The organism is Paracidovorax valerianellae (assembly GCF_900102625.1).
Classification (GTDB): Bacteria; Pseudomonadota; Gammaproteobacteria; order Burkholderiales; family Burkholderiaceae_C; genus Paracidovorax; species Paracidovorax valerianellae.
The window spans coordinates 190,181-201,292 of record NZ_FMZC01000010.1 but is presented as its reverse complement, the minus strand read 5'-3'; the positions used below and the strand labels follow the sequence as shown (position 1 = coordinate 201,292).

At 54.6% G+C, this 11,112-nt stretch carries 13 protein-coding genes; 2 read left to right on the top strand and 11 right to left on the bottom strand.

The annotated features are described in order from the left end of the window. From BLT03_RS16120 to BLT03_RS16085, 8 genes are all read right to left on the bottom strand, one after another. Positions 1 to 215, bottom strand: a 215-nt coding sequence (locus BLT03_RS16120) for a transposase (protein WP_491907767.1), incomplete at its 3' end; no start/stop codon positions are given. A gap of 123 nt (positions 216 to 338) precedes the next feature. Further along, positions 339 to 740 carry a hypothetical protein gene (locus BLT03_RS16115; RefSeq protein WP_092744771.1) on the bottom strand — a complete coding sequence of 134 codons (402 nt, stop codon included), beginning with the start codon at positions 738 to 740 and terminating at the stop codon, positions 339 to 341. Between the two features lie 2 nt (positions 741 to 742). After that, positions 743 to 1,660 (bottom strand): zinc dependent phospholipase C family protein, encoded by a 918-nt coding sequence (locus BLT03_RS16110; protein WP_092744770.1) that lies wholly within the window; start codon positions 1,658 to 1,660, stop codon positions 743 to 745. A 14-nt stretch (positions 1,661 to 1,674) separates the two neighbouring features. Next, positions 1,675 to 2,340: a hypothetical protein gene (locus BLT03_RS16105; RefSeq protein WP_092744769.1), complete on the bottom strand. Its 666-nt coding sequence runs from the start codon at positions 2,338 to 2,340 to the stop codon at positions 1,675 to 1,677. A 399-nt stretch (positions 2,341 to 2,739) separates the two neighbouring features. Further along, positions 2,740 to 2,967 carry a DUF2914 domain-containing protein gene (locus BLT03_RS25105; protein WP_353615282.1) on the bottom strand — a complete coding sequence of 76 codons (228 nt, stop codon included), beginning with the start codon at positions 2,965 to 2,967 and terminating at the stop codon, positions 2,740 to 2,742. Between the two features lie 350 nt (positions 2,968 to 3,317). Next, the gene (locus BLT03_RS16095; RefSeq protein WP_092744767.1) at positions 3,318 to 3,743 is read right to left on the bottom strand and encodes a hypothetical protein; all 426 of its coding nucleotides are present in this window, start codon (positions 3,741 to 3,743) and stop codon (positions 3,318 to 3,320) included. 9 nt (positions 3,744 to 3,752) lie between these two features. Beyond that, entirely contained in the window at positions 3,753 to 3,971 is a 219-nt protein-coding gene (locus BLT03_RS16090) for a hypothetical protein (RefSeq protein WP_092744766.1), read from the bottom strand. Between the two features lie 74 nt (positions 3,972 to 4,045). Next, positions 4,046 to 4,597 carry a hypothetical protein gene (locus BLT03_RS16085; protein ID WP_139160418.1) on the bottom strand — a complete coding sequence of 184 codons (552 nt, stop codon included), beginning with the start codon at positions 4,595 to 4,597 and terminating at the stop codon, positions 4,046 to 4,048. 609 nt (positions 4,598 to 5,206) lie between these two features. Between BLT03_RS16085 and BLT03_RS25100 the strand changes: the two genes are divergently transcribed. Together BLT03_RS25100 and BLT03_RS16075 are read left to right on the top strand one after the other, a co-directional pair. Beyond that, on the top strand, positions 5,207 to 5,356 hold the full coding sequence (locus BLT03_RS25100) for a topoisomerase DNA-binding C4 zinc finger domain-containing protein (RefSeq protein ID WP_353615281.1): 150 nt from the start codon (positions 5,207 to 5,209) through the stop codon (positions 5,354 to 5,356). 1,331 nt (positions 5,357 to 6,687) lie between these two features. Continuing rightward, positions 6,688 to 7,995 (top strand): site-specific integrase, encoded by a 1,308-nt coding sequence (locus BLT03_RS16075; RefSeq protein ID WP_175537776.1) that lies wholly within the window; start codon positions 6,688 to 6,690, stop codon positions 7,993 to 7,995. Between the two features lie 405 nt (positions 7,996 to 8,400). Here the strand turns inward: BLT03_RS16075 and BLT03_RS25095 are convergent, their stop codons facing one another. The 3 genes from BLT03_RS25095 to BLT03_RS16060 all read right to left on the bottom strand — a co-directional run bounded on the left by BLT03_RS25095 (position 8,401) and on the right by BLT03_RS16060 (position 10,017). Continuing rightward, a complete protein-coding gene (locus tag BLT03_RS25095; protein ID WP_092744762.1) occupies positions 8,401 to 8,808 on the bottom strand; it encodes a DUF6088 family protein in 408 nt (135 codons plus the stop codon). A gap of 25 nt (positions 8,809 to 8,833) precedes the next feature. Next, positions 8,834 to 9,388 carry an HAD domain-containing protein gene (locus BLT03_RS16065; RefSeq protein WP_092744761.1) on the bottom strand — a complete coding sequence of 185 codons (555 nt, stop codon included), beginning with the start codon at positions 9,386 to 9,388 and terminating at the stop codon, positions 8,834 to 8,836. A 434-nt stretch (positions 9,389 to 9,822) separates the two neighbouring features. Next, complete coding sequence (locus tag BLT03_RS16060; protein ID WP_092744760.1) at positions 9,823 to 10,017, bottom strand: hypothetical protein; 195 nt, start codon at positions 10,015 to 10,017, stop codon at positions 9,823 to 9,825. Positions 10,018 to 11,112: the final 1,095 nt, after the last annotated feature.

Here is an 11,112-nt window from a genome sequence, read left to right as displayed (position 1 = left end):
AACGTGTGCTGCAGGTACAGCAGCCCCGCCACCAAGCGTGGGGGCAAGGCTGGCCGGCCGCGGCTGGAAGTGAACGACACCCCGAACGTGCGCTCGATCTCGGCCCAATCGATCAACTCGGCCAGCTTGACCAGCGGGTGTTTCATGTTGATCTGCTCGTCCAGCCGTGGACGGAACAGCTCTGCCGTTTGCGGTTGCGAAGGGTTCGGGGCCATCGGACTCCTCGGAGGAATTTGCAAGAAAACAGGTACTGGCAAAACCATACCTTGCAAATCCGGCGCCCATCAATCAGCAAAACTGCGCACCAGATCAATGACTTGCGGGTTGTTCAGGGCGGACTACTTACAGCTCTCCGCACTCAGAGAGAATGTGCAGGTGCGGCCGGGCTCTTCCCGCCAGTGGTGCTTGTCCATCTCTGGAGTACACGACAGGTCTTCAAGCAAACTCGTTGCGCGGTCGCTGGAACACACCAGCACAACCACGCCCCTGTCACCTCGTTGAAGGGATATGGCGTTTGAGCCCAGTTCTGGCTTCAACGAGGAATTGTCTTCAAAGGCCATATCGACAAGCTGCTGGTCGCTAAGCTCTTTCGTGCCCGTTCCATACACAACGGCGGCATCCACATGGGCGGTGAGCTTTGTCAGAGCCGATGCAGCACTATTCATTTTTGGCTCTTGATTGCTTGAGCACGCAATCAGGGCGCAGTTCAACAACACAAGCAGCACATATCTGAACACCATTCTCAGTTCCTCCAGAAAACGTACTTACCGGTCGACTGGGCCTTTCCGGTATCCAGATTCCAGTTCTCAAGGTTATCAATGAAGAAAGTACTTCTCCCCTCTACCGCTGCTTCAATCCCCTGCCACACAATGATGATGTTTTCGACGGCCCGGTCGAAAAGGACCTTGTAGCCCATACTGCCTTCCGGGGTCTTGAGATTCTTGACATACTCAAGCGACACTTGTTCTGGAGCTGGGTAGAGCAGCCCCTCGTTGGCAGCAACATGTCGAGCAAAGGGAAAGAGCGCCGTCGCGCCCCGCAACGTCTTGAGGATAGTGCAGAACCCTGAATGCCATTTATCCGGGTCAGGTTCGACCGCCACTTCTGCAACTGCGGCTGGATAGCTCTGCTTTAGCATCTGGAGCCAAAGCCTTTTTATCGTCGGGTCCAACGCGAGAGCGTTACCGGGAGCACCGCAACTTCCGATGCCTGTATTCAGATGCTTGGTCAAGCCGACCTCTCCGACTTTCAGCTCGGGAAAGATGAAAGCGTCTTGGTGCATCTCGCAGGTCCGATGCGCGGCCTTATTCTGCTCATATGGGCCGACAATCCCTTCCACGATGGGATGAATCGTCATATCAGCGGTCATATGGCATGCCACACCTAAGAGCCAACTGAGCGCTTTCTGCCTCTCCGAGCCAGTTAGCTTTCGCACCCCCTCCACGCCTGACCGGAGAAGCGCCGCCGTATTCTTGTAATGCATCTGGTCAGCCCACACGCCCTGTCCAAAGCCGAGATATGGATAGTCAGGACTTACAGCCCCCAACTCAGCAAACTGGAACTTTGTCCCCAGGGCCAGCATGCTCTCGTTGCTTAACACGCCCCTTGCTTTAGCCTTGGCCACATTGACCGCAGTGATGTGCGCATAAGCACCTGGCATAAAACCCCTCTTTGTTATTTGGTAGAAAACGCAGCTATTAACCTATCGAGCATCGAGAAGAGCACCTCCACGCTGTAGCCAACAAGGAGTGCCACAGCAAAGGGAGCTACCTCACCAAGCTCGACGCCAACGCTTGTGGGGAAAAACTTTGCAGCAACGAAGCCGGCGACCATCCCCATGTAGTACCGAGAACCATGCAGGACCGCTCTTTCAGACGCATAGGCCATAGCTCTAATATCGTCCGCCAGAGCACGGCTGACGTACAGCGCTGCTCCGAGGAACCCCCACGCAATAGGAAGTAAGAAATTGCGCAGAAGGGTGAGCCAACCGTCCAAGATTCCCAAGATGTATTGAGCCTTCTCCGTCTCGGAGGGCGGAGTGTCGTCGACTGCTTGAAGCCCCTTGCTCCAGAAGAGCATCGCACTCATCCAATGCAGCCGCGTCCTTGTCTGCTCGGTGGCCTCATCTTGAATCCGGATACTCTTAGCTAATTCCTGGTTAATTTTCTGGAGCTCTACCTCAGCCCCTTTTCCATCACCGACTTCATCGCGCCTCTTGTTCAGCTCGTTTTCCCGTTCTTGCTCTGCGATGACTGTCTTCTGTTCCTGTGCATACTTCGCTGCAGTGTTCTGGCCAACCTCATAGTACGCTTGGAGCGCCACAACGAACAACAGCCCCATTACCGCGGTCCGCCGGGCTTTCCCTACCGCATTTTCGGAAGAGCTTGTGTGACGGACTTCAATCTTTTCTCCGCCTGTGAGGCGAGTCCATAGGTCGGCGTACCGTTGAATCCAAACCCTCGGCGAAGTTGCGGCTGCATGACGCACACTATCAATCGTGGCAGGGCGTGTAAGAGCCGATAACGCAGATAGTGATACCCAGAATTGTTTCTGAGAATCGAAAGTTTGCGAGTCTTCCGTGGACTTACCCAGCAAGGCCTGCGCCTCAACAATCTTTCCGGTAAGTTCAGCCGGGACCTCTATGCCCTTAATGCTTGCGTATCGCAAGAGACCCTGAGCATCGGTGATGGCATCGGCCAGGTCTTTGCTCCCACAAGCAACCGTTGAATCATTCATAGGTCACTGCACGAAGAAGGACCACTGGCAAGGTCTCGATTCACAAGGAACGGGTTCTCCGTCAGCGTATAAAACCCGCACAATCCATCGTCCACGTCGCAGGCTCTGCTTGTGACTCCAGGTACGCCACCGAAATTGGCGTCCTTCCCGAACCGTCTCTGTCAGCCCACCGTTGTCCACAATAGAACCGACCGCAAGCAACTTCAGAATATCCTGTGAATCCTCCTGCATAGGAGCCAGCGCATGTGGGTCCGAGCCTAACGGAGATGAAAGCGTCCACTCGTGAATGATGGGCAGTTTGCCCTGCGCCAGCAGAGTGTTGACCGTGTCGGGACCGCCTCGGAGCAAGGTCCAGAAGTAGAGCTCCCTCGCCCTGCCCTCGGGCCGAAGCTCCTTCATGTACTGACGACTCTGGACGCCATTGGTCCAGACGCCTCGTTCAACACGCATATCCTGCGCTGAAGAGTTCCCAGAGAAGCCCGCGGCGCTACATAGCAAGACCATCATTGCAAGCGCAGACAGCCGGGAAGCCATGGAGCTCTCAGTACTCGAAACTTTCTCACTCCGCGAGAATCTGAGGTTCATGCTTTAGCCGCCTTAATGTCGTCGCGAACTTCCTTCAGCGCGGCGACGATGGGACCTGGCTTTCGGGCCAGCAAGGCCCCCGCCAAGACAAGCAGGTCAGCGACCAGGTCAAGGGCTTGTGCCCAGTCTTCAATCTTGCTCAGGCGGTCACTGGCCTTCTTCAAGTCGACCTCAAGGGCTTTCTGGTCATCAACTGCCTCTTCCAACACCCGCTGAGCGGCCTCGAAGTACAGCTGGTTGCTTATGGACCGCAAACGCTGCTCCTCCTGAAGCCTCGCGTAGACATCCGCGCCATCAAGATTCGGCGCTTCCTTCTTTAGCCGTTCGTTGTAGGCCTCAGCAACGTCGCTAAGCAGCTTCGCAGTCGCCCGGACAGATGCGACGTCACCAAAAATGGGTTGGGGTTGGTTTCCGGTGGCCATGGCTGTCTCCTATCGCAGTGACTCAAGACTCTTGCGGGCCGCTTTCAGGTCAGCGACCGTCTCCTTCAACAAGGACTGCAGCTCCTTACGGTCCAACGAGTCCAAATTCGCGGCCATCGCACCATGGGCGGCACGAATCTTCTCCAATGCTTGAGCTGCGGTATCGACACGCTTAATGGACTGCTCATAGTGCAGTTGCTGCTCCTGCAACCTGTCACGGGCCAACATTCGTAGCAGCGGTGGGGTATCCCTTGCCGAAGACAACGCAAAGAGCGAATTCCCCACCGTGCGCGAATCGTTATCTAAAACACCTCGCCAACTCTTGGCAACCGAATCGAGTCGGTCAAGAAGGCGCATCGCGGTGCCCCCCCCTCCGTCACCAAGTCCTTCACTGCATCGCTCTGAGCTCGCGCCAAAACAAAACGCTGCAGCGTCTTACCCAGAGCGATGGCGCCTTCAGCGGTATCCGCATCAAGCGTTCCCGGCGGTAGCGACTGCAGGCCCTTTGAAATCGCTTCGAGTTCCTTCTCCAACGTGAAGGAGTCTTCCCCCGCGAGCTTTGCCAAAGTGGAGAAGTAACCCACGAGCGTCTGCTGCAGCGCATTTGCGGCGACGACCTGGCGCTGTCGCGCATCTGGCAAATCCCCCTCGACCGGAGAACTTGTCAAGTACGGCTGAATGGTCCGAGCGCTTTCCTGATAAGCCTTCCCGGCGTCCACATAACTGGTCACCTCGGCCGCAGACTTGCCGAATTCCCGCACAGCCGTGAGGTTGGCACAGCCCTGAAGAACTCCAATGAAAAGAACAACCCCGGTCACCCGCGCCATTGCGAGCGATGAAATTCGATTTTTCATATCCCTCCAATTGCCGGCATAGAAAATGCCGGGCGCCCGTTCACAGTTGCACTGGCTCTATGTGACAACAAACATCGCCCAGTGCAAAATATTGATGGGAGTGCAGCAGCCCATCTGCTTGCAGTGACCCAGCAAGACAAATGCTGTTGTCGCAGTTTGAGCGCCCGCTACCGCCACGTTGCGGACGCTTTCTGATTGTTTCGAAAGATTAAAACCGCGTTTGACTCATCCGTCAACGAGACTATCGATAGAAAAATTGCGATAGCAAAACCTCTTGATGTTCATCAAGCCCCAAGCGCATCAATCACCGCTTTCTTCGAAACCAGTGCGGCACGCTTACAGCGCCCCGCGTGGAAGAAGGCATCTGCAAGTCACTAGCGGTGTCACTGGCACCGGTGCGACCGGCATACGTGAGGAACGTGGATAAGGCGTGGCGAGCTTGCAAGTCGGATACCAAATCAGTCCGCAGACCTCTGTATCCCTCGCTGTGAACAACGCCCTTCACCGCAAGTACTACGCCCGGGTGGGGGGACGGAACTCGTACAACACCTATGGTGACCCGCGAAACGCGATACTCACATTGCGAACCAAGTTTTAGAGGACGCCGAGGTGTGCCCAACCTGCGGTAAGGGGTTCGTGATTCCGAAGATTGGTCGTTTCGGCTTGTTCTTCTTGTGCAGCGCCTTCCCTCGATGCACATACAAACGGAGCGGAACCAAGGAACAGCGACTGAACCGTGGTAAGGCTTATCACTATTAAAACTTTCCCCTAAAAAGCAGCTTAAAACCTACGGCACTTTGGTGGGGCGGAGCCCAGCCATCCTGCAGCTCTCGCACTGCAAGTAGCCTTCAGACACATCCCCAATACGGCACTTCGGAGCCAGCGTCACCCGTCAGCCTTTCGTCTCAGGGTGCTCACTTCGCCGCCCCGCCTGGTATTTCGAGACGTCCCCACAGTCCCAGGTATCCCTCAAATGCTGCCGTCACTTAACCCGACCAATTGAGCGGCACACGCTGTTTTAAACGTCTTCCCTTGGTATAGGCATTCAAGTTTTATCCTTCCTCGCGTTGGCGCTCAAATAGCGACGCGTATCAATTTTTTAGACCTTGGAGGTATGGAGAAAATGACCTCCACACATCGAATAGTTCAACTTATGCACCGGCGTATAAAGTATAGAACGAGGCGATTGAAGCTACGCCACTTCCGTAGCCACAACCAATTTCAAGGGTAGACGCGTCGTCCTGCCAAAAGCTCTCGCGATTGAGAGCCATTTTGGACGAGCTATATAAAACGCGTTTCTAGACGAGTCACCACAAACTCCCTGGAACGTCAGCGTTCGACTTGGAAATAACGGACAGGAAACCAACGGCCTTCAAAACCGTAGTTTCATCAATGTCGAAAATTCCCTTTGAAATCAATCACCTACAAAGTCTTCGTTATTCCATAACGGATCCTCATAACGTGAGCTGGGGTCAGCAAAAAGTCGGATGGGGGCGCCCATACAAACCCATGTCTTTCACTTACTCTCAACTGATGCAACGCCATCGCGATGCACTTGCAGCCGACTCTTCGAAGGAGAGCCTTACACAAATTGAACGGAACCATCGTTCTGCGCTCACCGGCTTTCTCAAATTTCTGGGCAAGCATGAAACCTCAAATGTGGGGCCTAGAGCTGACGACTGACTTCGCTCCAGCAGTGAGCAAATACCTTTCCTCACTTGAAAACATTTCCGAGCGCACCAAAAGCGACCGACGTAGCTTACTCAATGCTTGGAGAAATACATTCGAGGCCCTCGGTGAGTCCGTGGAGACCCCAGTACGAGGCCGCGAAGTGCGGTCGCAGAGTTCACCAGCGGCAGTCTCCACCTTTCCATGAGCGACTGCGCAAAGCACTTGACGCTAGCGGCTACCGCGCTAAGGCGGCGGCACTAGCATCAAAAACTTCCACATCTGCCATCAGTCGCTGGATGCGAGGAGCCCACCCGAGCACCCGTTCACTCCCGAATCTCCATAAGCTTGAGAAGCTACTGTCCGTTCCAGATGGAGAACTCTTCGCGTTAGCCTCCGAGGGCATCAAGAGCAAAGTCCATGTGCCCACTGACCCTTTTCGCAAACGCCTTGCGGAACTGGCCAAAGAGAAGTATCGCCTCAAAATTCCAGAAGTTACTCCGAAATTTAGAGAGCAATGGCTCAGCTTATTTCGGTTTAAAACGTCTGCAACGGCACCCAGAGGCCTCAATCGGCACACAAAATCGCGGTGGTCTTTGACCCCTATCGAAAAGTCCGCCATAGCCCCCAACGCCTTCAACTCTCAAGGCACATCAGTCTCTGCTGCAGCTACTCAAACCTGGACACTCGCCTCTCGTTTTTTCGGTTTTCTTCAGTTGCATAAAGACCGCGGTGGTTATGGGCTAGCAGAAGAACATGCACAAAATCTGGCGTGGCTTGCTGTACCTGATGCCATAGAGCGCTTTCTCGATTTCCTGACAGAACGCTCTGATGGTCTGAAGCACGGGGGACATCGGCAATTTTGTAGTTTGGTCAGTACCATGACCCATGGTAAGCATGGCTACCTTAGCCAACAACCTGCGTTCGCATCAACTCTACCCAATGAGGTGCTAGAGGGCTGGAGCTGGACCGAAATGTGTGTCGAGGCGGGTAAATTGGCAGCCGCTTGGAAAGCGGACTCAACAGACCAATCGCGAGATACCAGTGCTCCTCTCCAGCATTTCTTTGAACATGAATGCGCTCTTGAACCCGTATTATCCGCAATGTCTGAACTTCGCAGCGAAGCTAACAATTCCAGTAATGGCGCCCAAGAAGCCATCCATCGCCGCGACGAGGTTTTGCTGGGACTTCTTGCTTCAACCCCTCTTCGCGCGAAAAACATCATTACCCTTACCTACAACGAACACAACACTGGCGATGTATACAAGGATGCAGCAGGGGCATGGCGAATTAGAATCTCCGGCGGCATGTTTAAAAACAAGAATCGGGTTGCTAAAGATATTTACGATGTCGCAGTAGCTACGTGGCTGAACCCGCTATTTGACGATTACATTCGAGAATTTCGACCGCGACTCCTGAAAGATGGTCTGGAATCAATTTACTTCTTTTTATCGAAACACGGAAAGCGGTTTGACTCAATGAATCAGCGGGTTTTAAAAGTAACGCGCAAACACATACCTGATAGCGGTGGAATTTCTCCCCATGCCTTTCGCCATTTGGTTGCGACCGATTGGTTGAATGCTCATCCGAATGATTTCACCACGGTTGCTATGTTGCTCAACGACACCATCAATGTCGTGATGAAGAACTATGCGCACCTTAAAAAAGATATCGCATTCAACAAGTACTCGGACTACCTTGCGGAAGTCAAAAAATCCAAGAACCTTTGACGGCCTATCAGTCACTAGACTTGGCTGAAAAAGAAGGAGGGCCCAGTAAAAAAGTGGGCCCTCCTCTCATTACCGGCCGCACCGCCTGAGTTGTCTGAACGCCTTCACGCAACATGTGCGAAAACAACGCTTCCATCTTGAGAAGCTCCGTTGGAATCTGTCAAATTTACTGGAGAATTCAGCTTCGCATAGGACGTTCGACGCCGTTGTTGAGGCTTGGAACTCCAGTGTCATTCGGTTCACCAGTTCGTCCGGCGGATAGTGCTCTGTCAGCATCGCAATGTCCGCTTCTGCCTGGGCATATTCGATGATGGAACACTGGTGTGCATTTGGCTCAAAACGAGTCCCCATTACCCACACTCCACAAGTTGTAGAACCGCAGGGACGTCTCTGCCGTCCACGGCCTCATGTGCGCTCGTACTTCAAGCGCCGGCCGCCAACCTCCAACTGGCGGGTGATTCTGCGCCGTCCCACGCTGACGGCAAATTCTCCTGGCAGTTGCGTTGACCGTCCCTCGTTGTACGCTTGCGCCGCCCTGCTTGGCCCGGCATCAATCCCGAGCTTCTCCAATGCTGCGGCTGCCAGTGTTTCAAGGCTGCCTGCCGGTATAAGGGCGCCCGTCACGACACTTCTGCGTGTGCGCGCGTACACACCTGTGCCAATTCGCCAGAGCACGCCCTCGGCGCACAGCGAGCCTAACGCCCTACTGATAGCGGACGCACTGGCCATATGGGTGAACTCACGCCTCAGGAAGACCACACTTCCCTCGCTTTGCGTCACATACCGAATGCGAGCTTTGACGGACGCGGTCATCGTCACACCTTTGCAGCCAAGACACTCAAATCCAGGGCTCGTGCCTTGAATAAGGGCGGCGCAACGCTCGTCTCGCGGGCTCGAGATGATTGCTCGTCAGTCCCCCTTGCCCTTCGCACAACACGGCGCGGCCAGTCTGGCTCAGAAAAGAGTCAATGAGGCTTTCACCGCTGTAGATATCGTCCAGCACCAATACGGGCTCACCGGCATGGTGCTTTTCGAGCCACTCTTCGATGACTTGCAAACGCGAGTCGCCCAAACTCCCAAACGCCCCCCAGCAGTCATGCAAACTTGAAGCGACGCACGACAACCCGCAGCGATTGAACAAGTCCACAAAATGGTGCTGCTGCAGCAGCAAAAGCCAACTGGTCGTCAGCACCACGGCCGGCGTGAACTCTGCCACCAGCTGATTCAACACGGCTATGGCCTCCTCGGAAAACAACCTCTCGTAGAGCTCTGGGGAGGCGCGCTGCGGGCTGAATAGAGCGTCGAACACATGCGAGCTGCCATACGGCTGGTTCGGACACAGCACGTCATCTATGTCCAGAAAGATGATGGGCCGAAGCGTAGATTTGGTCATGGCTTGCGCGTGCGGAGCTGACGATGCAATGGGTCCAAGAAATTGGGAGCCAGGGTTTTGGAGGGATGCTTACTAGGTGCGCCCGGGCCCCAAGGCCACTCGCGACCGAGCACGCGTTCGCCACGTTCTGAGGTCAATTTCGCTCACGAGCTGCGGCAAGGGACAGTGCTGTGTCGAGCGAGGTGAAACGGAAATGCAGAAAGAAGTAAGCGCACATCTCGGCTAAGACGTCGCCCACACTTCCTTCTCGAAATGACAGGGGCACATCAACGGCCAAGGTGGTTGCTTCGTCGGTGAATTTCAGTACCGCACACCACGTTCTTGCATCCACTTCAATCGAGACACCACGCGCACTGACACCCCAGTAAGGGGGAAGGCGGAGTTTCACCCTCAACCACTTTGTCGCAGCCAGGCACGGCACAACGTGCACTGCGTCATCCCCCAGGGCGGTCCATATCAGCAGCAGATGCGGGGCCGGGCGCCGTTTCGAAGTCCACGCGGACGATGCTGGCCCACAGCTCCGCACAGTCCCATTCCACCGCACCGACGACGGCGTTGTCTTCAAGCGCAATAGGGAAAATCGCGGCACTCACGCGTTCTCCTGAATGCCCCTCGACTTCAATGAGCATGCGCAAAGTGGAGGGGTCGAGGTCGTCATCGGATAGCTGGGGGGAACTCGGTGGAGCTTTTTTTGCATTCATGCCCCTGACTGTCTCTCGGGAGGACGTAAAGGCACAAGCCTATGAACATGAAGTTCCGCTTCATAGCTAAGACGCAATTTCTTGGTGGTTGCTACACGCCATAGCAGCAATCCGCTGCGCCTCCAGCTTGAAATCTATGAGCAACCACAGGACATCTTTTGATAACCAAACCACACCGGACCATCACGAAAACGCCCTCCTCCGTTTGCTGGTGGAAGAGTCCATTCGGCGCGGAGAGACCCTACAGTCGCTTGCTGAATGCTTAGGCGTCACATATTCGAGGCTCACGCAATGGCGGCGTGGGGATGCGCACATAAAGAATGCGAACCGACGCGTGCTAGCTCAAGCAGCGCAGTACCTAAAAATTCCGGTGGTCGTGGCCTTCGTTCTCGCGGGAGTGATTACGTTCCCCGACTTTCATTGGCCAAGCGAAGAGCATATCGACCACCAACTTGTGAGAGTACTTGAGGACATGCGGCAAGACCCATTGGTGGCCGGTCTGATACCTGCGGAATTGGCATCCGCTTCACCTGCCTTGCGTGTATTCGTTGCGTTTCTTTATTCCGAGCTAAGCCACTTGCAAAGAACGCCCTCTGCGCCTCGAGCGTGGCTGTCCTTGCTTGCAAATGCAAAGACGGCCAGTGAAGACACATCAAGAGCCGCTACTGAAGGCGTAAACGTCCCTAGAGAGGCCAGAGGAATGTTTTAGCATCGTCTGATTACGGCACCCCAATCATCTGGGGTGCCATTTTTGCTTGACTCACAGATAGCATTTTTTTCTAACACGGCATCTTTCATAGAGTAAGAAGCAGGCACGCTGTAGCGAATGCGTTCAAAAGTCACCAGGCAAGTGGGCAAGACGCGCTTGGCGTGCTCCACGAAGCCATCGACGGGCGCGACAGAGGCATCAGCAGCGCCCGCTCCTGCATCTAGAAGTCTAGAAGTCTAGAAGTCTAGAAGTCTAGAAGTCTAGAAGTCTAGAAGTCTAGAAGTCTAGAAGTCTAGAAGTCTAGAAGTCTAGAA

What these genes read in the sequence shown, in the direction of transcription:
- BLT03_RS16115 (WP_092744771.1), bottom strand. Translation starts at nt 740, where the DNA reads ATGGTGTTCAGATATGTGCTGCTTGTGTTGTTGAACTGCGCCCTGATT.
- BLT03_RS16110 (WP_092744770.1), bottom strand. Translation starts at nt 1,660, where the DNA reads ATGCCAGGTGCTTATGCGCACATCACTGCGGTCAATGTGGCCAAGGCT.
- BLT03_RS16105 (WP_092744769.1), bottom strand. Translation starts at nt 2,340, where the DNA reads ATGGGGCTGTTGTTCGTTGTGGCGCTCCAAGCGTACTATGAGGTTGGC.
- BLT03_RS25105 (WP_353615282.1), bottom strand. Translation starts at nt 2,967, where the DNA reads ATGCAGGAGGATTCACAGGATATTCTGAAGTTGCTTGCGGTCGGTTCT.
- BLT03_RS16095 (WP_092744767.1), bottom strand. Translation starts at nt 3,743, where the DNA reads ATGGCCACCGGAAACCAACCCCAACCCATTTTTGGTGACGTCGCATCT.
- BLT03_RS16090 (WP_092744766.1), bottom strand. Translation starts at nt 3,971, where the DNA reads ATGTTGGCCCGTGACAGGTTGCAGGAGCAGCAACTGCACTATGAGCAG.
- BLT03_RS16085 (WP_139160418.1), bottom strand. Translation starts at nt 4,597, where the DNA reads ATGAAAAATCGAATTTCATCGCTCGCAATGGCGCGGGTGACCGGGGTT.
- BLT03_RS25095 (WP_092744762.1), bottom strand. Translation starts at nt 8,808, where the DNA reads ATGACCGCGTCCGTCAAAGCTCGCATTCGGTATGTGACGCAAAGCGAG.
- BLT03_RS16065 (WP_092744761.1), bottom strand. Translation starts at nt 9,388, where the DNA reads ATGACCAAATCTACGCTTCGGCCCATCATCTTTCTGGACATAGATGAC.
- BLT03_RS16060 (WP_092744760.1), bottom strand. Translation starts at nt 10,017, where the DNA reads ATGCTCATTGAAGTCGAGGGGCATTCAGGAGAACGCGTGAGTGCCGCG.